Here is a 19,558-nt window from a genome sequence, read left to right as displayed (position 1 = left end):
GTCGCGTCACTCCTGCACCGGGCGGCGTACGGTGCCCAGCGCCCCGGCGACGACCGCCCCGAATCCGACCGCCATGAGCGGCATCCCCATCTCGAACGGCAGCTCACCGACCCAGTTGATGCTGTCGCGCTCCGGCAGTGCGCCCAGGCTCACCGCGACCACCGCACTGGCGAGGAACATCCCGGCCACCGCCGCGCCGACCGCGAGCTTGGCGCACGCCACGCTCCGCCCGGCCCAGAGGCCGGCGAGGACGGCGATCACCAGGGACACCACGACCAGCCAGGTCCAGCCGCCCTCGGTCTCCAGGTAGGCCCAGCCCGAGTACGACCACTGGTGGCGGCGGCTGGCGCGGAACCACGGGATCAGGTAGCCGAGCAGCGCGGTGGCGCTGCCGACCGTGAGCAGCACGTCGGGGGCCGGGCGGTACCAGCGAGGGGAGTCGTCCATGCGTCCGAAAGGTAGCAGTCACCGTCACCGGCGGATCCGCGTGGACGTGGCGGTGGCCCGGCCGCAACGCCGCGACCGGGCCACCGCGCCGTGCGCGGTCAGCCGCCGAGGCTCGTGGCGGCGGACTGGATCGCCGAGGCGAACGTGCTGACCTGGGTGTAGACGCCGGGGTAGTTGGGGCGGGCGCACCCGTTGCCCCAGCTCACGATGCCCACCTGGATCCAGGCGCCGGCGGCGTCCGGGCGGAACATCGGGCCACCCGAGTCACCCTGGCAGGTGTCGACACCGCCGCTGGCGTAACCGGCGCAGATCTCCTCGCTGGGGATCACGTCGCCGCCGTAGTAGCGGTTGCAGGTGGTGTCGTCGACGAACGGCACCGTGGCCTTGAGCAGGTAGCGCTGCTGCGCGCCGCCCTCCCGCGCGGCGCCCCAGCCCGCCACCGTGAACGTGCCGTTGTCGTACGCAGTGCTGGTGGCGATCTTGAGCGTGGCGAGCGAGGTGACCGGGGTGGCGAGCCGGATCAGCGCCCAGTCGTCACCGTTGCCGTTGTAGCCGGGGGCCCGGTAGACGTAGTTGGAGCGGACCTGGATCCGGCTGGAGGACTGGAGGTCCACCACGCCCAGCGTCGCGGTGATGCTGGTGTTGGCGCCGGTACGGCCGACGCAGTGCGCGGCGGTGAGGACCAGTCGCGGGCTGTAGAGCGCTCCGCCGCAGCCCATCGAGAGCCGGACCATGAACGGGAACTCGCCCTGCGCGGCCCGGGTGCCGCCGACGACGTACGGCGTCATGTCCCCGGCCGGTGCCGCTGCGGCGGGCGCCACCGCGGTGACCGCTCCCGCGGTGACCACTGCCAGAACGGCCGCCATCCGGCCGAGGAATCTGCGCCAACGGACCATGGTTCCCTCCAGACATCGACGCTGTGCCGCCCCGCCGGGCCGCACTCGTGGTGGCAGGGAGCCTATGGGCAGGCATCGATGAACGGCAATGGATGCGGGCATCCCGTCTGCGTCATACGCCGCGCGTGCCGACGCCGTGTCCGGCGCCGGCACGTGTCGCCCGCGTGGTCAGCACCAGCCGTTGATCGGCCCGTTGACTCCGGTGGAGAGGTAGGCGTCGGACACCCAGCTTCCGTCGCTGAGCCGGTCCCACAGCGCCGTGGTGCCGTACCGGCCGGTGTGCGAGGTGCCGTTGGCGGAGCAGGAGACGGTGACGGTGGCCCCGTCCGCTATCGATCCGACCGCGCCGTACCCCGTGCCGGGGCCGGAGCGCCGGGTCAGCGTGCCACCGCCGTTGGCGTCGACGACTCCCTGGTTGAAGCCGAGCGCGCCGTAGTTGTAGACGCCGCCACCCCCGCCGACGTAGGCGGATCCGTGCCGGGCGCCACCCTGGTACGCGGCCGCGCCGCTGACGAAGTCCCACTTGCCGATGCCGTGCCCGGCGATCGGCACGTACGCCGAGTTCTGCCGCAGCCCGAAGTGCACGTGCCGGCCCGTGGCGGAGCCGCCGCAGGTGACGTCGGTGCCGGTGTTGCCGAGGTACGCGCCCTGCGCGACGGCGGCGCCGTTGACGGAGATGCTGTTCCACAGGTGGTAGTAGTCGGTCGAGTAGCCCCGGTCGTGGATGACCCGGATCCACCCGGTGCACATCGTGTACGCCGTACCGGCCCGCGCGGCCCGGACCACCTGGTCGCCACCGGCGAGGTCGACCGAACTCCACGGCGCGGCCGCCCCGCCCCAGCCGTGCGGCCCGGAGGTCAGCGTCCACGTCTGCCCGACCGCGAACGGCAGCGCCATGCCGGTGCGGAAGTCCCCGCCCGCGGCCAGTGGCGCCACCGGCGTGCGGAACACGGCCTTCTCGTTCTCGCTCACCAGCGGTGACGCGGCGGCCAGGTCACCGAACGACGCCTCGCCGTCGAAGGCGACGGTCCAGCCCTTGCTGTCGGACCGGGCGAGGAAGACCGATCCGGTGGGGTGCGCGTCCTCGGACCGGTCGGCCAGCAGCACCGCGGTGCCGAAGGCCCACCGGCCGTTCGTGCGGGTGACGGTGATCCGGGCCTGCTGCGCGTCCGCCGCGCGGGCGGTGGCCGAGCCGGCCGAGCCGAGAAGCTTCGCGGTCACGGCGTCGGCGACGGGGCCCGGTGCCGGGCGAGGGGCGGCGGTCGCTGGCGCCGGGGCTACCGCCCAGGCGCCGATGGCCGCCAGGGCGCAGGAGAGCATGAGCCGTCGCATGGAGCCTCCTTATCGACATCTGTCACTGGATTGAGAGGCTATCGACGGTCGTGAAAGTTGTCTACGACTCTCGGCGCGACGGTGAAGGATCTGTGCATCGGGGCGTATCCGGAAGTGGATCTTCCGGTGGGTGGCGGGTTGATCCGCCGCCGACCGGGTAGATGAGCGGGATGCGAGTACCGACCCTGGTCAAGACTGCGGCAGCAGTCGCCGCGACCGCCGCCGCGGGCGCCGCCGCCACCTCCACCGGCACCTCGTCGCGCTGGTACCGCCGCCTGCGCAAGCCCGCCTGGCAGCCGCCGTCGGCCGCGTTCCCCCTGGTCTGGACCCCGCTGTACGGGCTGATCGCGGTGGCCGGCGCCCGCGCGCTGGACCGCTCCGAGGGGCCCGAGCGCGCCGCCTTCGCGCGCGGCTACGCGCTCAACCTGGCGCTCAACGCCGGCTGGAGCGCCCTGTTCTTCGGCGCCCGCAGGCCCGGAGCCGCGCTGGCCGAGATCGCCGCGCTCAACGTGTCCAACGTCGTGCTGCTGGGCCGCGCGGCGCGCACCGACCGTCCCGCCGGGGCGGCACTCGCCCCGTACGTCGCCTGGACCCTCTTCGCCACCGCCCTCAACGGCGCGATCGTCGGCCTCAACCGGGGGCGGTGACCGGATCAGGCCGGGTGGACGTCGGCGGGCGCCGGGCGGGTCGCACGCCACGACGCCAGGAGCCGTAGCCGGTCGGCGTCCGGGCTGCCCGGCTCGGCGGTGAAGACGAGTATGACCGGGCCGGGACTGCCCGGCAGCGGATAGGTGTCCCAGTCCAGGACGATGTCCCCCAGTCCGGGCACCCGGAACGTCTTGGTGCCGCTCACCGAGGCGCGGACGTCGTGCCGTGCCCAGAGCCGCCGGAACTCCGCGCTACGGATGCTCAGCTCGCCGACGACGGCCGTGGCGCGGGGATGGGTCGGGTCGTCGGCGACGGCGGCGCGCATCATGCCGATGTAGTCCAGCGCCTGCCGCTCCCAGTCCGGGCAGCTCCGTCCCCCGGTCAGCGCGTCGTCGAACATCAGCAGGAGCATGTTGAGCCGGCCGGGCGGGTAATCCGCCGGGTCACCGAGCAGCGCCTGCGCCATCGGATTCCAGTCGAGCAGGTCGAGATGCCGGCCGAGGACGACCGCCGGGGTGTCCATCACCCGCAGCAGCCGCCGGGTGCTGTCCGGCACCCGCTCCGGGCCGCGCTCGACGCGCGCGGGCACCGGCCGCCGGGCGGCCCGGGCCAGCGTGAACAGGTGCCGGCGTTCGGTGTCGTCCAGACCGAGGGCGCCAGCGATCGCGTCCAGGACGTCGTCCGAGGGGCGTACCTCCCGGCCCTGCTCCATCCGCTGGTAGTAGTCGGTGCTCAGCCCGGCCAGCAGGGCCAGTTCCTCCCGCCGCAGGCCGGTCACCTTGCGTCGGCCGCCCGGCTCCAGGCCGATGTCGCGGGGGCGAAGTCGGCCGCGCCGGGCGCGGAGGAAGGCGCCCAGCTCGCGGGCGTACGGATGCGGGCTGCTCATGCCGCCAGTCTGCCGCGACGCCGGGCGCCCAGGGTAGGTCCGGCGGACCTAGGCAACCGCGAACGACCGAGACCGGCCGGATCGCTCCTAGCGTCATCGCCGGACGCGAACCCCGCACCCGAGGAGCAGCAGATGACCGGATGGACCGCCGACCGCATCCCCGACCAGCGCGGCCGGGTCGCCGTCGTGACCGGCGCGAACTCGGGCCTCGGCCTGGTCACCGCCACCGAGTTGGCCCGCCGCGGCGCCCACGTCGTGCTGGCCGTGCGGAACACCGCCGCCGGCCGGCAGGCCGCCGGCCACATCGGCGGCGACACCGAGGTACGCGAGCTGGACCTGGCAAGCCTCGATTCGGTACGCGCGTTCGCCGCGAAGCTGACCGCCGACCATCCGACGATCGACCTGCTGGTCAACAACGCCGGTGTGGTGCTGCTCGGCCCGCGCCGTACCTCCGCCGACGGCTTCGAGCTCCAGTTCGCCACCAACACGCTGGGCCCCTATGCGCTGACCGGCCTGCTGCTGGACGCCCTGGCCGGGGCGCGGGCGGCGCGGGTGGTGAGCCTCAGCTCCCTCACCCACCGCAACGCGCGCCTCGACTTCGGCGACCTGATGTCCGAGCGCGACTACCGGGCCTCTGCCGCGTACGGCCGCTCGAAGCTCGCCACCACGGTCTTCGGCGTCGAGCTGGACCGCCGCCTGCGCGCGGCCGGGTCGCCGGTCGTCAGCGCGCTGGCGCATCCCGGTCTCACCCGCAGCAACCTCACGCCGCGTGCCTGGGAGCACCGGGGCCGGCTGGGACGGGTGATCGGGCGGCTCGGCCTGCTCGCCACCCAGCCGGTCGAGCGGGGCGTCCTTCCGCAGTTGCGGGCCGCGACCGACCCGGAGGTACGCGGCGGCCAGTTCTTCGGCCCGTCCCGGTTCTTCGAGACCTGGGGCCCGGTGACCGAGGCGCGGCTGAGCCGGCAGGCCGCCGACCCGGCCGTCGGGAAGCGCATCTGGGCTGCGGCGGCGGAGCTGACCGGTGTTCGTTACCTCTGAACCGGCGGCGCGCAACGACGCGGCCGAGTGGGATTTTGCACTCCCAGTGCACTTGTCTCCGGTTTCGCCGCTGCCTAGCGTCAGGCCATGGCTGACTCGTGGACGTTCGCTGTGGCCCGTGACGACCTCGCTCGCACCACGCTCGTCGACGGCGCCGTGCCCGGCCTCGCCGACGGGGAGGCGCTGCTGCGCGTGGACCGCGTCGGCCTGACCGCCAACAACGTCACCTACGCGGTGCTCGGCGAGGCGATGCGCTACTGGGAGTTCTTCCCGCCGCAGCCGCGCGGGCTCGACGGCGGGTGGGGGCTCCCGCCACTGTGGGGCTTCGCCGAGGTCGTCGCGTCCACGGTGGCCGGCGTCGAGCCGGGGCAACGGGTCTACGGCTACCTGCCGCCCGCAGGCCACCTGGTGGTACGCCCGGACCGGGTGGACGCGTCCGGGTTCCGCGACGCGAGCCCGCACCGGGCCGAACTGCCCTCGCCGTACAACTCCTACCGGGCCACCGACGGCGACCCCGCCTACCGCGCGGAGCAGGAGGACCTGCTGATCCTGTTCCGGCCGCTGTTCTTCACCTCGTTCATGCTCGCCGACCAGGTGATCGACGAGGACGGCTACGGCGCGCGGACGCTGGTGCTGTCGTCGGCGTCGAGCAAGACGGCGTACGCCGCCGCGTTCGAGCTGCACGGCCGCGGCCCGCGCCTGATCGGGCTCACCTCGCCCGGGAACCTCGCCTTCACCCGATCGCTGGGCTGCTACGACGACGTCCTCTCCTACGACGACATCGGCGCGCTCGACGCCGTTCCGACCGTCTACCTCGACCTGTCCGGCTCACCCGCGACCCGCGCCGCCCTGCGGGCGCACCTCGGCGACCTGCTCGTCCGGGACATCGCCGTCGGCCTGACCCAGCAGACGCCCAACGCCGACGCCGCCGGGGAGGTCTTCTTCGCGCCGGTGCGCATCCGCAAGCGGAGCCAGGACTGGGGCCGGGCCGGTCTCGACGAACGCTTCGCCGACGCCTGGCAGCGGTTCTCCCAGGTAGTGAGCGGATGGCTCGACGTGCGGGTCGGCACCGGCCCGGAGGCGCTGCGGGACGCGTGGCTCGACGTCCTCGCGGGCCGGACGCCGCCCCGGGTGGGTCACGTCGTCCAGCTCTGAGAACGCCGCCGATATCGACCGTGACGGGCCGGGTCGGCCGATGCGCGCTAGGCTGTCCCTAACGGGGTGCCGGCGGCTGATCGCCGACCCCTTGCTTTTCCCACGGTTTCCCAGCCGCGATGACTGAGTCGAGCGCTGCCGTGCAGATTTCCTTGGAGCACCACGTGCCCGACAACACGTTCGCCCTGAACCCCTTCCGCGCGGAAGGGTTCGGGGCCACCGACGACGAGCGCAGTCCGATCGCGGACATCAGCGCCGAATCCATGACCCGCCTGCGGAGCCCGTTCACCGCGGCGCGCCCCGCTCGCGAGTCGGCCGGCGCGCCCGCCCGGCGCTAGGCCGTCATCCAGGGTGACGGACGCAGAGACCTACCTCTGAATCGGGTCGTGGGCGGGCGCCACGTGCATCTGGTCCGCCAGGGCGATGACGCGCCGCTCGGCGGTCCGACTGCGGGACCGCTGATCGGCGAGGTGACCGAAATGACCGAGATCCAGCTGGCCGACGTCTTCGTGGAGATGGCCGACACTCTCGTCGACGACTTCGACGTGATCGAGTTCCTGCAGGGGCTGACCGAGAGGTGTGTCGAGCTGCTGAATGTGTCGGCGGCCGGGCTGCTCCTGACCGACAAGCGCGCCACGCTGCGGGTGGTCGCCGCCTCCTCCGAACGCACCCGGCTGCTGGAGCTGTTCCAGCTCCAGACCGGCCAGGGGCCCTGCCTCGACTGCTTCACCTCCGGGCAACCGGTGTCGGTCGCCGACCTGACCCTGACCACCGCCCGATGGCCGAGGTTCAGCGCCGCCGCGGCCGAGGTCGGCTTCGCTGGGGTGCACGCCCTGCCCATGCGCCTGCGTTCCGAGGTGATCGGCGCGCTGAGCCTCTTCGACGTCCGGCCGGGAGCTGTCGACCAGGGCAGGCTCCGCATAGCCCGGGCGCTCGCCGACGTGGCCACCATCGGACTGCTGCAACACCGTGCCATCCACGAGCGCGACATCATCACCGAGCAGCTGCAGACCGCCCTGAACAGCCGTGTGCTGATCGAACAGGCCAAGGGCATTCTGGCCGAGCGCCTCCAGGTGGACGTCGGCCAGGCCTTCGCGATGTTGCGCGACGGCGCCCGCAGCCGCAACCGGCGGCTGTCCGAACTGGCCCAGGCGATCGTCGACGGCTCCGAGCAGCTCGCGCCGGTACCGGTCGCCGACAAGTCCGACTGACGACCGGTTCGACACCTGAGGGTGCTTCGCCGGGCCGCCCGGGTTTCGGCCGGGGGAATGAAGGCGTACGGTGACGGTGTCGCCCGGGTCCCCGGTGGCCGCCAGTCTCGCCGCCACCAGCCCGTTAGGGGCACAGGACAATGGTCACCACAATCGTGACACCGCCGGCCGTGCCGTCCCCTCCGACAGTGACCCCGGCAACGGGGGCGAGTGAACAACTGTTGCGTCGACGCGCGGCCCTGAGCCCCGAAGATCCCGACCGGGCCCGGCTGCGAGCCCGGATCATCGAGGCGAACCTGCCGATGGCGGACCGGCTGGCCCGCCGCTACACCGGCCGCGGAGAGTCATACGAGGATCTGGCTCAGGTCGGCGCGCTCGGTCTGATCAAAGCCGTCGACGGTTACGACACCGACCTGGGCGCGCCGTTCGCCGGCTACGCCATCCCGACCATCCTCGGCGGCATCCGACGACACTTCCGCGATTCGGCCTGGGCGATCCGGCCCCCGCGATCGATGCAGGAACTGAGCGCCCGGGTGCCGGAGGCGCGGAGCAAGCTCGGGCAGCGGCACGGTCGCGAACCAACCGACGCAGAGCTCGCCGACCACCTGGAGGTGACTGTCCCCCAGATCGTGGCCGCCGTCACCGCCTTCGACTTCTATCGTCTGCAGTCGGTGAACGAGCCACGGCCCGGGGGCAACGGTGTCGAGCGGATCGCACACGTCGGCGCCGCCGATCCGGGATACGCGGCAGTGGACGACCACCTCACCCTCCGAGGGCTCCTCGCGGCGCTTCCCCTACGTGAACGTCGGATCCTGACCATGCGGTTCTACGGTGACCTGACCCAGGCAGAGATCGCCGCCCGGGTCGGGCTGTCGCAGATGCACGTCTCCAGGCTGCTGACGCGCTCTCTGGCCCAGCTGAGAGCCGGGATGCTCCGCTGAGCGGTCGCCGGCCGGGCTCTGACGGTACGTGTTCGGCCAGAGGGGTAGTTCCGACATCTTGGACGTACCGATCGGTCAGGCCGCGGGTAGGCTCAGGATGTCGTCCCGGACCCCGACGGCTCCCGGTTCGCGTTGTTCGCGCACCACCGCCGAGATGAGGTCCACCATGACCAGGTTCGCCGACTCCACCCGCTCCGCCACCGTGCGGTCCACACCTGAGATCAACAACCGGCCCCGTCCGGTGCCGCGCGTCCGCGCCCCGGGATCGCTGGTCGCGATCACGGCCTTCGCCGTGGTGCTGCTCCTGCTTCTGATCTTCATCCTGCAGAACGGTCAACGCACGACCGTGCACTTCTTCGGTGCGAGCGGGGAGCTCCCGATGGGGGTCGCGCTGTTGCTGGCCGCGGTGTTCGGCGTGCTACTGGTGACCGTCCAGACCACCACGCGACGCGTCATCCAGCTGCGGCTGGCGACCCGCAGGCGCCGCGCCACCCCCGGCACCCGTCCAGACCTCGCCGGCACCGACCCGGACGCCGGCGTACGAGAGGGACGGAACTGATGGTCCGCTCAGCCCAGGACCGCATGACGTGGGTCTGCACCAGTGACCTGCCGACGGCACGCCTGCGGCTGGCCGATCCACCGTCCAGCCGCGCGATGTTCGACGGCGGTTGGTGGCCCACGTCACGAGACCCGGTCGTCGAACTGTCCAGCCTGATCACCGCGCTCGCCGCCCGAGGCGACGGCGTGATCGAACGGGTCATGCTTCCGCCGGCGGCCTGGGACAGCCATCCGACGCGGATCGGTGTCGGCGGCACCGTGGTGCGGGTGGGCTGGTTCGCCACCCTCGACGCCGAGCGGGTGATCCTGACAGGCACGCCGAATCTGCGGATCGACCTGGCCGTGACAGCGCCGGTCCGGGCCTGAACGCCCGGACCAGCCCGGCCCGGGGGCGGGCCATGACCGTTCCGCACCGCTTCACAAGGGGGTACCGATGAGGATCGCCAGATACCGGATCGCTGCGGCGCTGCGCGAGCGCGGGCAGAAGGTCAGGGCCGAATGGGTCGAGCGGGAACTGCCGGAGCTGGTGGATTCCGACCAGCACGCCGGGCTGCTCGCCACCCTGCGTCTCGATCCGGCCGACCTCGCCGCCACCCGGTCCTGGTGAGGGTTGCCCTGCTCGGGCCGATCGCCTGGCGGACACCCCCGCACCACTACGGTCCCTGGGAGCAGGTGACCGGGCTGCTCGCCGAAGGGCTGGTCACTCGCGGCGTGGACGTGACCCTCTTCGCGACACTCGACTCCGTCACGTCCGCCGCCCTCGACGGCGTGTGCCCCCGTGGCTACGCCGACGACCCGGGAATGGACGGGCGGGTGTGGGAGGCGATGCACGTGTCCCACGCGATGGCCCGTTCCGGCCGGTTCGACCTGGTGCACAGTCATCTCGACTGGCTGCCGCTGGCGTTCGCCGAACACTGTCGTGCTCCGCTGCTCACCACCGTGCACGGCTTCTCCGGCGCGGGCATCCTACCCGCGTACGCCCGGGCCCGCTCGTCCTACGTGTCGATCTCCGACGCCGACCGGAGCGCGGAACTCGACTACGTCGCCACGGTGTACCACGGTGTCGACCTCACCGGGCTGCCGTTGAGGCGGGAGGCGGGCCCGGGACTGGCCGCCTTCGGCCGGATCCATCCGGACAAGGGCATCCACACCGCCATCGAGATCGCCCGCCGCGCCGGACGGCCGCTGACCATCTGCGGCATCGTGCAGGACGAGCGGTACTTCGCCGAACAGGTGGCCCCGCACATCGACGGCGACCAGGTCGTCTTCCTCGGCTCGGTCGGCCCGAAACGACGTGCGGAGGTGCTGGGCGCGAGCGCCGCGCTGCTGCACCCGATCGCCTTCGAGGAGCCGTTCGGGCTGTCCGTGGTGGAGTCGATGGCCTGCGGCACGCCTGTCGTCGCGTACGCGCGAGGATCCATGCCGGAGGTGGTCGACGAAGGGGTGACGGGCTTCCTCGTGCACACCGTCGAGCAGGCGGTCGACGCCGTCACCCGGGCTGCCGAGCTGGACCGGGCCGCCTGTGGGGCGCGGGCCCGGGAGCGCTTCGGCGGCGACCGGATGGCCACCGAATACCTTGCCGTCTACGACGACCTCATCCGTCGACCGAGACGCTGAACCTGCCGGGGGCGCCCCGCACCGGGCAGCTCCCGAATCCGTTCCGCCGGCCACACACGCTGGCCGGCGTACGCCGATACCGCGTGAGGCTCGTCCCCGTACCCCGGAGGTGGCCGACAACCGGAAGGCCCGACACCCATGCCCAGCTACGGATTTCTCAGCACCCACCCGCCGACACGGTGTGGACTGGCCACCTTCAACTCCACCCTCGCCGCCCACCTGACCGCCGACGGCACGCGCGGTGGCATCGTCCGGGTCACCGACCGCGGCGACGACCAGCGGGCCGGGCCCGGGGTCGTGCACACCTGGTCGACGTGCACCCAGGCCGGCTGGCGGGACGCCGCAGCCGCCCTGAACGCCTTCGACGTGGCCGTCGTGCAGCACGAGTACGGCATCTACCCCGGGGCCGACGGCGAGGACGTCCTGCCGGTGTTGCGCCGGCTCACCGTGCCCAGCATCGTGGTCCTGCACACCGTGCTCCGCCGTCCGACCGCCCGGCAGAAGTCCCTGCTTGAGCAGATCGTCGCCGCCGCCGGAGCGGTCGTCACGATGACCGGCACGGCTCGCGACCGGCTGCTCGTCGGCTACTCCGTACGGCCGGAGAAGGTCACTGTCATCCCGCACGGCGCCGCCGAGCACGTCCGCGTGCCCGCCGACCGCCGTACCCGCCCACACCTGCTGACCTGGGGACTGCTCGGCCCCGGCAAGGGCGTCGAGTGGTCGTTGCAGGCGCTCGCGCGGTTGCAGGACCTCGACCCGACCCCCACCTACACCGTCGCGGGCCGGACCCACCCCAAGGTGGTCGAGCACCACGGGGAGGCGTACCGGTCGGGACTGCACCGGCTCGGCGCGCAGCTCGGCATCGCCCACGCCGTGGACTACCAGGACGTCTACCACGACCAAGCCGCCCTCGGCCGGTTGATCCGCTCCGCCGATGTGGTCGTGCTGCCCTACGACTCCCGCGAACAGGTCACCTCAGGTGTGCTGGTCGAGGCGGTGGCCGCCGGGGTGCCCGTCGTGGCCACCGCCTTCCCGCACGCCGTCGAACTGCTCACCGGCGGCCCCGGTCTGGTCGTACCCCATCGGGATCCGGCGGCGCTGGCCGCCGCGATCCGGCGGATCCTCAGCGAACCGGGCCTGGCGGCCCGGCTGGCCGGCCGCGTCCGCCCGATCGCCTCGGACCTGCGCTGGCCGGCGGTGGCGGCCCGCTACGGCGCCCTCGCCGAACGGCTCGTCGCCGCCCGCCTTACCGCGGCCAGTGCGGCATAGGCGTGACCGCGACCACTGGTCTGTCCAGCGTGCCGGACACCGGCCGCCGGCAGCCGACGCCCCGGCCGAGCTTCGCGCACCTGATTCGGTTGAGTGACGACACCGGGCTGTTCGAACACGCCCGGCACGCCATCGTCCGGCGCGAGCACGGTTACTGCACCGACGATGTCGCCCGCGGCCTGGTCGTCACCAGCCGCGAACCGGAGCCGGCCGAGGAGGTGCTGCGGCTCGCCGAGCGCTACCTCGCCTTCCTGACCCACGCCCAGGACGTCGGCGGCGCCTTTCACAACCGGCTCGGGCACGACCGGCGCTGGACCGACGAGGCCGGCCTCGGCGACTGGTGGGGCCGGGCGCTGTGGGGGCTCGGCACCGCCGCTGCCCGCAGTCCCGCCGCCTGGATCCGGGAGGAGGCACTCGTCGCCTTCAGCCGGGGCGCCAACCGGCGCTCCCCGGCGCCGCACACGATGGCCTTCGCCGGGCTCGGCGCGGTCGAGGTGCTTCGCCGCCACCCCGCCCACGCTGCCGCTGCCGCGCTGCTGACGGACGCCGCGACGACGATCGGCGGCCCCGGATCCGACCCGCGGTGGCCCTGGCCGCAGCAAGGGCTGACCTACGCCAGCGCGGCCCTCGCGGAGGTCGTCGTCGCCGCCAGCCAGCTGCGTCACGGGGGACCCTCCCTCGACGACGGGCTACGGATGCTGGCCTGGCTGCGTGAGGTCCAACTGCGCGACGGGCGGCTGTCGGTCATACCCGCCGGCGGGTGGCGGCGCGGCGCGGCACGGTTGCGCCACGACCAGCAACCGATCGAGGTCGCCGCCTTCGCCGACGCCTGCGCCACGGCCGCCGAGGTCACCGGCGATCCCGGTTGGGAGGCCGGGATACGGCAGGCGGTGGGGTGGTTCCTCGGTGAGAACGACACCGGCACGCGGATGTGGGATCCGGCGACCGGCGGCGCCTACGACGGTCTGACCACGCACGGGCCGAACGCCAACCAGGGCGCCGAGTCGACCCTCGCGCTGATCTCCACCCTGCAGCACGCCCGGCGGTGGTCGTGACCGGGAGCCTGGCCGTCCGGCAGGACGTCGTCCTCACCCCGGACCCACGCCGGGTGATTCTCAAACTCTTCGTCCCGGGCGAGGACGCCGCCCTGGTACGCAGCCGCGCGAGGGCGCTCATCGACCGCGTCGCGCACCTCGACGAGGAGGAGACCGGCCGTCTGTTGCGGGGCACCTTCGAGCGCTTCGGAGCTCGGCACCGGGATCTGGACGGCCGGCTTCACCACCACTACGACCTGGTGCGGCACCGCGCCGCCCGGGCCTGGGACCTTTCCCCCGCCGCCCGTCTCCTGGTCGGCGCCTACTTCAGTCACGAGTACGCGGTCGAGTCCGCCGCGCTGTGCAACCCGTCGATGGTGGTCCACCCCGATCAGACCGGTCTGAGCGCCGGGCAGGTACGCGCCGCGGTCAGCCTGCGCCAGATCGGCGAGGGCCACCTGTCGTCCATCGGCTTCGCCACCGCCGTCCTCGGACCCGGACGCCGACTGACAGTCGCCGAACGCTCGGGTCCGCTCGTGGTGGGGCAGCGGACCGGCGTACGGCACCGGCGGGACCTCCTGGCCGCCGGCCTGGCCGAGGTGGACTGCGACAACGAGATCACCGCCACCGTGCTGGACGCCCTGCCCGAACGGTACGACGAGGCCACCTTCGAGCGGGTGCTCGGCGACCTGCCACCGGACCTGCTGTCCCGCAGTGGCGGGATGGCCAGTCTCGAACAACTGCGCCGCACCAACGCCGCCGGCTACGCCACCGCCTTCCCCGCCGACACCGCCCTGCATCAACGGGTGCTCTGGCCGGCCACGCCGGCGGAGAGCAACGGCATGGAGGACGCCCGGTTCGTGCGGTTCACCGACGAGAACGGACCGGTGTACCGGGCCACCTACACCGCCTACGACGGCCGGCGCATCGCCACCCGCACGCTGGCCAGCACCGACCTGCGCCGATTCGAGGTCACCCCGATGCGCGGGCCGGGCGTCCGCAACAAGGGCGTCGCGCTGTTCCCCCGTACCGTCGGCGGCCGGCACCTCGCCCTGTGCCGCGCCGACGGCGAGACCATCGGCCTGACCTGTCTGAACGGCGAGAACCGGTGGCAGGAACCGGTGCCGTTGCACGCCCCCCGGGACAGCTGGGAGCTGATCCAGGTCGGCAACTGCGGGTCGCCCATCGAGACCGACGACGGCTGGCTGGTGCTCACCCACGGCGTCGGCCCGATGCGCCGCTACGCCATCGGCGCGCTCCTGCTGGACCTGCGCCGACCGGAGCGGGTCGTCGCACGGCTTCCCGGCGCGCTCCTGTCACCCGACGAGGCAGACCGGGACGGATACGTACCGAACGTCGTCTACTCCTGCGGCGGGCTCGTGCACGCAGGCGAGCTGTGGCTGCCGTACGGGGCGAGCGACGCCCGGGTCGGCTTCGCCACCGTGCCGCTGGCCGCGCTCATCGGGGCGATGGTGCGATTGCCGCACGGCCCCTCCGCCCAGGCGGCGGGGTAGACGAAGGACGCGCCCGCTCCAGGCCCCGGCGCGGCGTCGACGCTTCCCGGGCGCGGGATCGACCGGTGGTCAGCGGTTGAGGTAGGCGGCCAGGCCGCCGAGTTCCTCGTTGGCGATGAAGACCGAACGCACGTTGATGATTGCCTCCTCGACGTGGAGCGGACAGCCCCACGCCGAGTTCCTCGTTGGCGATGAAGACCGAACGCACGTTGATGATTGCCTCCTCGACGTGGAGCGGACAGCCCCACGCCGAGTCGCCCCACGAGTCAGCGATCTTGATCTCGGCGGGTGCCGTGCAGCCGTCGCCGCCGCCGAGCTGACACCGCTCGGGGCGCGGAGTGGCGGCCTGCGCGGCGGCGGCGGCGCGCAGCCGGGCGGTGAGTTCCGCCGCCGCGGCGGCGCGCTGTTCCGCCTCGGCCCGTAGTTCCCGCTCCGCCCGCACCACCCGGGCCAGCTCGTCGTGGGCGGCCCGGGCGCGGGCGTCCGCGTCGGCCTTCGCCTGTTCGATGTGGTGGCGTTCGATGGCCAGCGCGGCGGTGCCGGTGAAGACCCGGGCGAGCGCCAGGTCGGCGTCGCGCGGGACACGCGGGGTGCGGTGGTACATGGCGAACGTGCCGAGCAGGCCGCCGTCGCGGGCCAGAATCGGCGTGGACCAGCAGGCGGCCAGCCCGGCCCGCTCGGCCAGGTCGCGGAAGTCGGCCCAGAACGGGTCGGTGGCGATGTCGGTGACGACGACCGGTTCCCGCCGGTGCGCGGCGGTGCCGCACGAGCCGACACCCTCACCGGTGGCGATCCCGTCGATGGCCTGGTTGTAGAAGTCGGGCAGGCTGGGCGCGGCGCCGTGGCGCAGGTGCCGGCCGTCGGCGTCGGCGAGCAGGACGGAGACGAGCACCTCCTGCGGCGCGAGGTTCTCGATGCAGCGGGCCATCCCGTCGAGCACCTCGGCCAGCGGCGCCTGCCGGGCGATCTGCTCCAGCATCGCGCGGTGCTCGGCCATCAGCCGTTGCGCGTGCTTGACCTGCGTGGTCTCCACGCCGATCACGCGGATCCCGGTCACCGTGCCGTCGGCGTCGCGGCGTGCCTCGTAGGTGAAGTCGAAGAACGCCTCCCGCGCCTGCGGCCCGGCGCCGAGCATGATCCGGGCGTCGTGGCCGGTGTACGACTCGCCAGTGCGGTAGACCTCGTCCAGCAGGGCGATGAAGCCCTGGCCGTCGAGTTCGGGCATCAGCTCGGCGAGCGCGACCCCGGTACGGGCCCGTTCCTCGCCGATGGCGGTGAAGAACGCCGGGTTCGCCGCCTCCACCACGTGCGTCGGCCCGGCGAGCGCGGCGAAGACGGCGATGGACTTGCCGAACAGTGTCCGCAGATCCTCGTCCGCGGGCCGCCCGGCGACCGGCGAACCCGCCGTAGGCAGATGCTGGCCTGGTAGCGCCGTCATGCCTGGTCTTCCTCCCACGCCCGCCTCGTCGACCGTCGCCAGATTACGGGGCAGTGGCCGGCGTTCACATCTTGGCATCGACGCCCGCCTCCGTTACCGTCGTGGGAACGCTCCCATGAACTTAGATACATCTATTTGATCAGGAGGAAACACGACGTGGCTATCCTCTCGTCCCGCCGCAGTTCAGCGGCCATCAGCGTGGCCGCGGTCGCGGGGCTCGCCGCGGCCGGCGTCGGTCTCGCCGTCGGCGGCGCGTCCGCCGGCACCGTGTCCGGATCGCTCTACCGCGACCCGTCCTCGGCGGTCGTCCGCTGGGTCGCCGCCAACCCCGGCGACTCGCGCGCCGCCGTCATCCGCGACAAGATCGCGAGCCAGCCACAGGCCCGCTGGTACGCCAACTTCAACCCGTCGACCATCCAGTCCGAGGTCTCCGCGTTCATCGGCGCCGCCAACTCGGCGCAGCAGATCCCGGTGCTGTCGGTATACGAGATCACCAACCGGGACTGCGGCGGCGCGAGCGCGGGCGGGGCGCCGGACCTCAACCAGTACCAGACCTGGGTGTCCAACTTCGCCCGCGGACTCGGCAACCAGACCGTCCTGATCATCCTGGAGACCGACTCGCTCGCGCTCCAGACCTGCCTGAGCACCGGTGAGCTGAACGCCCGCAACCAGGCGCTCACCACGGCGACCCAGACCATCAAGTCGGCCAACCCCAACGCCAAGGTGTACCTCGACGGCGGCCACTCGACCTGGAACAGCGCCAACGACACTGCGAACCGGCTCCGCGCGGCCGGCGTGCAGTACGCCGACGGCTTCTTCACCAACGTGTCGAACTTCAACCCCACCTCCAGCGAGGCGAACTTCGGCCGGGCGGTCATCTCCGCGCTCAACGGCATGGGCATCTCCGGCAAGCGGCAGGTCATCGACACCAGCCGCAACGGGGGAGCCGCCGGTGACTGGTGCGCCGACGACAACACCGACCGGCGCATCGGGCAGTACCCGACGACGAACACCGGCGACGCCAACATCGACGCGTACCTCTGGGTGAAGCCCCCGGGTGAGGCCGACGGCTGCCGCTACACGGCCGGTTCGTTCCAGCCGGACCTGGCCTTCAGCCTCGCGAACGGCGCGCCGAACCCGCCCACCACCGCGCCGCCGACGACCAACCCGCCGACGACCGCTCCGCCGACCACGGCCCCGCCGACGACCGCGCCGCCCACCACGGCGCCGCCGACCACGCCGCCGCCGGCCGGTAACGGCTGCTCCGCGTCGGTCGCGATCAACCAGTGGAACGGCGGCTTCACCGCCAGCGTGAACGTCACCGCCGGCTCCGCGGCCATCAACGGCTGGACCGTGACCGTCGCGCTGCCCGGCGGCGCCGCGATCACCGGCACCTGGAACGCCCAGGCCAGCGGCACCAGCGGCACCGTCCGGTTCACGAACGTGGGCTACAACGGGCAGGTCGGCGCCGGCCAGACGACCAACTTCGGTTTCCAGGGCACCGGCACCGGCCAGGGCGCCACCGCCACCTGCGCCGCCTGACCGGCCCCGACCCTCATGTCGTGGCCCGGCGTGGAGGAACTCCTCCACGCCGGGCCGCCCTCGTCCACCTGCCGTACCCGGCATCGTCGTCGTCCCGGTGGACGGCGTGGCGCCGAGCCCGCTCGTCGTGGCGTGGCGGCGCCGCGACCGCAGGTCACTCGTGCACGGCTTCGTCGACGTCGCCACCGCCCGGTGAGCACCTCACCGGGCGGGGGCGGCCGGAGTCACGCGGCGACGAACCGCCGCGCCCTCGTCAGGTTGCGCGCCAACTCCTCGCGGTTCTGGTGCGCGTGGCGGAGCCACGCCGGCTGACCCGGGCCGGTACGCCAGGACTCACTCAGCGGACTGTTGTCCACTGTGTCGAAGCCGAACCGGTCGTAGAGCCGTGTCACCAGCTCGACCGCCTCCGGGTGGTCGCTGGAGACGGACAGCGCCAGCCGGTCCGGCGCGCCGGCGGGCCGGGCCGAGGTGAGCAGCCGTGGCGCCTGGATGTGGGTGAACGCCTTCGCGACCTTCGACGTGGGGAGCTGTTCCTGGCGCAGCTCGTGGACCGTCTTCTCGCCCGAGTCGAGGACCGGGATGTTCCCGTCCCGCCAGACCATGTAGTTGTTCGTGTCCAGCACGACCTTGCCGGCCAGCTCCTCGACCGGCATGTCGTTCACGACCTTGAGTGGCACGGCGACGATCGCGAAGTCGCCCGCTGCCGCCGCCTCCGCGGCGTACGCCGCCCGCGCCGACGGCCCGAGTTCGGCCACGAGGTCCGTCAGCGTGTGCGGTCCCCGCGAGTTGGCGATCACGACCGTGTACCCGGCCGCTACCGCCGCGCGGGCGAGCTGGCTGCCGACCTCGCCCGCGCCGATGATGCCGATGGATGTCATCGTCGGTGGTCCGTCAGCGGGCGGCGGTGAGCTGCCGCAGCATCTCGGCCGAGTCGTGCAGCGCGGTCATCTGCACGAACCGCCCGTCGCTGACCTTGTAGATGGCGTACTCGACGATTTCGAACGAGGCGCCGGAGGGCGGCACGCCCAGCCACTCCTTCACCGGCGTGCCGTAGTTGATCGCGCGTACGGCGATCCGGTCGCGGTCGAACAGCAGTTCCTTGACCTCCCAGCGGAGATCCGGAACGGCGTCCACGTCGTGCTTCTGCACCGCGAGCACGTCGTCCCGGGTGCCCGGCTCGCCGTTCAGCATCACCGTGTCGTTGATGAACTCGTCCATGCCGTCGAACTCGTGGGCGTTCAGTGCGGCGACGTAGCGCAGGTACCAGTCGCGGAGATCGTGCTGAGTCATGTCACTCTTCCTCTGCTGTGCGGATGATGTGCGGATGCGGTCGGGGCGGACGGTTACCAGCTCAGGGGCCCGAGGTCGTCCTGGAGGGTTCCGGTCGGGCCGTCGGGGGGAAGCGTCGCCAGGCGTACGACGGTCCGGGCGCTCTCCGCCGGGGTCCTGCCGCCGCCGATCGCGGCGGTCAGGTCGGTGGCGGTGTAGCCCGGCTCGACCGCGTTGAACCTGATTCCCGGCTGGGACTTGGCGTACTGGAGGGTGATCATCGTGGCGGCGGACTTCGACGCCGAGTAGAGCGGTGACGTCAGGTGGTACTCCGGCCGGTCGGGGTTGGTGACCGCCCAGAAGGAGCCGGCGCTGCTCGACACCGTGACCACTCTCGGATTGGACGACCGGCGCAGCAGCGGCAGCGCCGCCTCCGTGACCCGGACGATCCCGACCACGTTGGTGTCGAAGACGCGCAGGGCGGTCGGCCCGTCGACGACGCCGTTCTCGGCGATGCCGGCGTTGTTGACGAGGACGTCCAGCCGCCCCTCGTCGGCGTCGATGGTCGCCAGCGCCTTCGTGACCGAGTCGTCGTCGGTCACGTCGAGCGGCACGAACCGTGCCCCCAGAGCCGAGGCGGCCTCCTCGCCCCGCCCGGTGTCGCGCGCTCCGACGTAGACGACGTGCCCCAGGTCGAGAAGCTGTCTGGCGATCGCGAAACCGATGCCCTTGTTCGCGCCGGTGATCAACGTGACGGTCATGC

22 protein-coding genes are annotated in these 19,558 nt (G+C 72.5%); 14 read left to right on the top strand and 8 right to left on the bottom strand.

Annotated elements, in window-relative coordinates; genetic code table 11:
* Positions 1-6: 6 nt before the first annotated feature.
* From AC2CHG_RS06970 to AC2CHG_RS06960, 3 genes are all read right to left on the bottom strand, one after another.
* Entirely contained in the window at positions 7-447 is a 441-nt protein-coding gene (locus tag AC2CHG_RS06970) for a hypothetical protein (protein WP_463840927.1), read from the bottom strand.
* 98 nt (positions 448-545) lie between these two features.
* Positions 546-1,343, bottom strand: a complete 798-nt coding sequence (locus tag AC2CHG_RS06965) for a S1 family peptidase (RefSeq protein WP_151010871.1) — start codon at positions 1,341-1,343, stop codon at positions 546-548.
* Positions 1,344-1,511: 168 nt separating this feature from the next.
* Complete coding sequence (locus AC2CHG_RS06960; RefSeq protein ID WP_357207474.1) at positions 1,512-2,675, bottom strand: peptidoglycan DD-metalloendopeptidase family protein; 1,164 nt, start codon at positions 2,673-2,675, stop codon at positions 1,512-1,514.
* Positions 2,676-2,845: 170 nt separating this feature from the next.
* Here AC2CHG_RS06960 and AC2CHG_RS06955 point away from each other — a divergent pair, with 170 nt between their 5' ends.
* The gene (locus tag AC2CHG_RS06955; protein WP_151010867.1) at positions 2,846-3,322 is read left to right on the top strand and encodes a TspO/MBR family protein; all 477 of its coding nucleotides are present in this window, start codon (positions 2,846-2,848) and stop codon (positions 3,320-3,322) included.
* Between the two features lie 5 nt (positions 3,323-3,327).
* Here the strand turns inward: AC2CHG_RS06955 and AC2CHG_RS06950 are convergent, their stop codons facing one another.
* Positions 3,328-4,209, bottom strand: coding sequence for a helix-turn-helix transcriptional regulator (locus AC2CHG_RS06950; protein WP_355510279.1), 882 nt, complete (start codon positions 4,207-4,209; stop codon positions 3,328-3,330).
* 132 nt (positions 4,210-4,341) lie between these two features.
* Here AC2CHG_RS06950 and AC2CHG_RS06945 point away from each other — a divergent pair, with 132 nt between their 5' ends.
* The 12 genes from AC2CHG_RS06945 (at position 4,342) to AC2CHG_RS06890 (ending at position 14,546) form a co-directional block, all read left to right on the top strand.
* The gene (locus tag AC2CHG_RS06945) at positions 4,342-5,247 is read left to right on the top strand and encodes an oxidoreductase (protein WP_484524398.1); all 906 of its coding nucleotides are present in this window, start codon (positions 4,342-4,344) and stop codon (positions 5,245-5,247) included.
* Positions 5,248-5,334: 87 nt separating this feature from the next.
* Entirely contained in the window at positions 5,335-6,402 is a 1,068-nt protein-coding gene (locus AC2CHG_RS06940; protein WP_262012730.1) for a DUF2855 family protein, read from the top strand.
* Between the two features lie 119 nt (positions 6,403-6,521).
* Complete coding sequence (locus AC2CHG_RS06935) at positions 6,522-6,740, top strand: hypothetical protein (protein WP_225319468.1); 219 nt, start codon at positions 6,522-6,524, stop codon at positions 6,738-6,740.
* 141 nt (positions 6,741-6,881) lie between these two features.
* Positions 6,882-7,613 (top strand): GAF and ANTAR domain-containing protein, encoded by a 732-nt coding sequence (locus tag AC2CHG_RS06930; RefSeq protein WP_151010859.1) that lies wholly within the window; start codon positions 6,882-6,884, stop codon positions 7,611-7,613.
* 188 nt (positions 7,614-7,801) lie between these two features.
* The gene (locus AC2CHG_RS06925) at positions 7,802-8,554 is read left to right on the top strand and encodes a SigB/SigF/SigG family RNA polymerase sigma factor (protein WP_262012729.1); all 753 of its coding nucleotides are present in this window, start codon (positions 7,802-7,804) and stop codon (positions 8,552-8,554) included.
* Positions 8,555-8,720: 166 nt separating this feature from the next.
* A complete protein-coding gene (locus tag AC2CHG_RS06920; protein ID WP_262012728.1) occupies positions 8,721-9,113 on the top strand; it encodes a LapA family protein in 393 nt (130 codons plus the stop codon).
* Entirely contained in the window at positions 9,113-9,478 is a 366-nt protein-coding gene (locus AC2CHG_RS06915) for a DUF5994 family protein (RefSeq protein ID WP_262012727.1), read from the top strand. Before AC2CHG_RS06920 ends, AC2CHG_RS06915 begins: the two co-directional genes overlap by 1 nt.
* Before the next feature lie 67 nt (positions 9,479-9,545).
* Complete coding sequence (locus AC2CHG_RS06910; RefSeq protein ID WP_262012726.1) at positions 9,546-9,719, top strand: hypothetical protein; 174 nt, start codon at positions 9,546-9,548, stop codon at positions 9,717-9,719.
* Positions 9,716-10,729 carry a glycosyltransferase family 4 protein gene (locus AC2CHG_RS06905; protein ID WP_262012725.1) on the top strand — a complete coding sequence of 338 codons (1,014 nt, stop codon included), beginning with the start codon at positions 9,716-9,718 and terminating at the stop codon, positions 10,727-10,729. The genes AC2CHG_RS06910 and AC2CHG_RS06905 overlap by 4 nt, the downstream gene beginning before the upstream one ends.
* A 138-nt stretch (positions 10,730-10,867) precedes the next feature.
* Positions 10,868-11,998: a glycosyltransferase gene (locus AC2CHG_RS06900; RefSeq protein ID WP_262012724.1), complete on the top strand. Its 1,131-nt coding sequence runs from the start codon at positions 10,868-10,870 to the stop codon at positions 11,996-11,998.
* A 2-nt stretch (positions 11,999-12,000) separates the two neighbouring features.
* Complete coding sequence (locus tag AC2CHG_RS06895) at positions 12,001-13,053, top strand: glycosyltransferase (RefSeq protein ID WP_262012723.1); 1,053 nt, start codon at positions 12,001-12,003, stop codon at positions 13,051-13,053.
* Positions 13,050-14,546, top strand: coding sequence for a glycoside hydrolase family 130 protein (locus AC2CHG_RS06890; RefSeq protein ID WP_484524397.1), 1,497 nt, complete (start codon positions 13,050-13,052; stop codon positions 14,544-14,546). The genes AC2CHG_RS06895 and AC2CHG_RS06890 overlap by 4 nt, the downstream gene beginning before the upstream one ends.
* Here the strand turns inward: AC2CHG_RS06890 and AC2CHG_RS06885 are convergent.
* A complete protein-coding gene (locus AC2CHG_RS06885; protein ID WP_484524396.1) occupies positions 14,491-15,984 on the bottom strand; it encodes a GAF domain-containing protein in 1,494 nt (497 codons plus the stop codon). The two genes, AC2CHG_RS06890 and AC2CHG_RS06885, sit on opposite strands and share 56 nt — an antisense overlap.
* A gap of 156 nt (positions 15,985-16,140) precedes the next feature.
* On the opposite strand from AC2CHG_RS06885, the gene AC2CHG_RS06880 reads away from it, so the two are divergent.
* Entirely contained in the window at positions 16,141-17,526 is a 1,386-nt protein-coding gene (locus tag AC2CHG_RS06880; RefSeq protein WP_262012720.1) for a glycoside hydrolase family 6 protein, read from the top strand.
* Positions 17,527-17,750: 224 nt separating this feature from the next.
* Here the strand turns inward: AC2CHG_RS06880 and AC2CHG_RS06875 are convergent, their stop codons facing one another.
* Genes AC2CHG_RS06875 through AC2CHG_RS06865 form a run of 3 tightly spaced genes read right to left on the bottom strand, consistent with a single transcriptional unit; the run spans position 17,751 to position 19,556 of the window.
* Positions 17,751-18,404: an NADPH-dependent F420 reductase gene (locus AC2CHG_RS06875; RefSeq protein ID WP_262012717.1), complete on the bottom strand. Its 654-nt coding sequence runs from the start codon at positions 18,402-18,404 to the stop codon at positions 17,751-17,753.
* 13 nt (positions 18,405-18,417) lie between these two features.
* Complete coding sequence (locus tag AC2CHG_RS06870) at positions 18,418-18,816, bottom strand: ester cyclase (RefSeq protein WP_262012716.1); 399 nt, start codon at positions 18,814-18,816, stop codon at positions 18,418-18,420.
* A gap of 53 nt (positions 18,817-18,869) precedes the next feature.
* On the bottom strand, positions 18,870-19,556 hold the full coding sequence (locus AC2CHG_RS06865) for an SDR family NAD(P)-dependent oxidoreductase (RefSeq protein ID WP_262012715.1): 687 nt from the start codon (positions 19,554-19,556) through the stop codon (positions 18,870-18,872).
* Positions 19,557-19,558: the final 2 nt, after the last annotated feature.

This window comes from Micromonospora sp. ATLC20, assembly GCF_057196585.1.
This window is presented reverse-complemented; position numbering and strand designations above follow the sequence as displayed.

Excerpts from the sequence above, each read along its gene's own strand:
- AC2CHG_RS06970 (WP_463840927.1), bottom strand. The coding sequence starts at position 447 with ATGGACGACTCCCCTCGCTGGTACCGCCCGGCCCCCGACGTGCTGCTC.
- AC2CHG_RS06965 (WP_151010871.1), bottom strand. The coding sequence starts at position 1,343 with ATGGTCCGTTGGCGCAGATTCCTCGGCCGGATGGCGGCCGTTCTGGCA.
- AC2CHG_RS06960 (WP_357207474.1), bottom strand. The coding sequence starts at position 2,675 with ATGCGACGGCTCATGCTCTCCTGCGCCCTGGCGGCCATCGGCGCCTGG.
- AC2CHG_RS06955 (WP_151010867.1), top strand. The coding sequence starts at position 2,846 with ATGCGAGTACCGACCCTGGTCAAGACTGCGGCAGCAGTCGCCGCGACC.
- AC2CHG_RS06950 (WP_355510279.1), bottom strand. The coding sequence starts at position 4,209 with ATGAGCAGCCCGCATCCGTACGCCCGCGAGCTGGGCGCCTTCCTCCGC.
- AC2CHG_RS06945 (WP_484524398.1), top strand. The coding sequence starts at position 4,342 with ATGACCGGATGGACCGCCGACCGCATCCCCGACCAGCGCGGCCGGGTC.
- AC2CHG_RS06940 (WP_262012730.1), top strand. The coding sequence starts at position 5,335 with ATGGCTGACTCGTGGACGTTCGCTGTGGCCCGTGACGACCTCGCTCGC.
- AC2CHG_RS06935 (WP_225319468.1), top strand. The coding sequence starts at position 6,522 with ATGACTGAGTCGAGCGCTGCCGTGCAGATTTCCTTGGAGCACCACGTG.
- AC2CHG_RS06930 (WP_151010859.1), top strand. The coding sequence starts at position 6,882 with ATGACCGAGATCCAGCTGGCCGACGTCTTCGTGGAGATGGCCGACACT.
- AC2CHG_RS06920 (WP_262012728.1), top strand. The coding sequence starts at position 8,721 with ATGACCAGGTTCGCCGACTCCACCCGCTCCGCCACCGTGCGGTCCACA.
- AC2CHG_RS06915 (WP_262012727.1), top strand. The coding sequence starts at position 9,113 with ATGGTCCGCTCAGCCCAGGACCGCATGACGTGGGTCTGCACCAGTGAC.
- AC2CHG_RS06910 (WP_262012726.1), top strand. The coding sequence starts at position 9,546 with ATGAGGATCGCCAGATACCGGATCGCTGCGGCGCTGCGCGAGCGCGGG.
- AC2CHG_RS06900 (WP_262012724.1), top strand. The coding sequence starts at position 10,868 with ATGCCCAGCTACGGATTTCTCAGCACCCACCCGCCGACACGGTGTGGA.
- AC2CHG_RS06885 (WP_484524396.1), bottom strand. The coding sequence starts at position 15,984 with ATGACGGCGCTACCAGGCCAGCATCTGCCTACGGCGGGTTCGCCGGTC.
- AC2CHG_RS06875 (WP_262012717.1), bottom strand. The coding sequence starts at position 18,404 with ATGACATCCATCGGCATCATCGGCGCGGGCGAGGTCGGCAGCCAGCTC.
- AC2CHG_RS06870 (WP_262012716.1), bottom strand. The coding sequence starts at position 18,816 with ATGACTCAGCACGATCTCCGCGACTGGTACCTGCGCTACGTCGCCGCA.
- AC2CHG_RS06865 (WP_262012715.1), bottom strand. The coding sequence starts at position 19,556 with ATGACCGTCACGTTGATCACCGGCGCGAACAAGGGCATCGGTTTCGCG.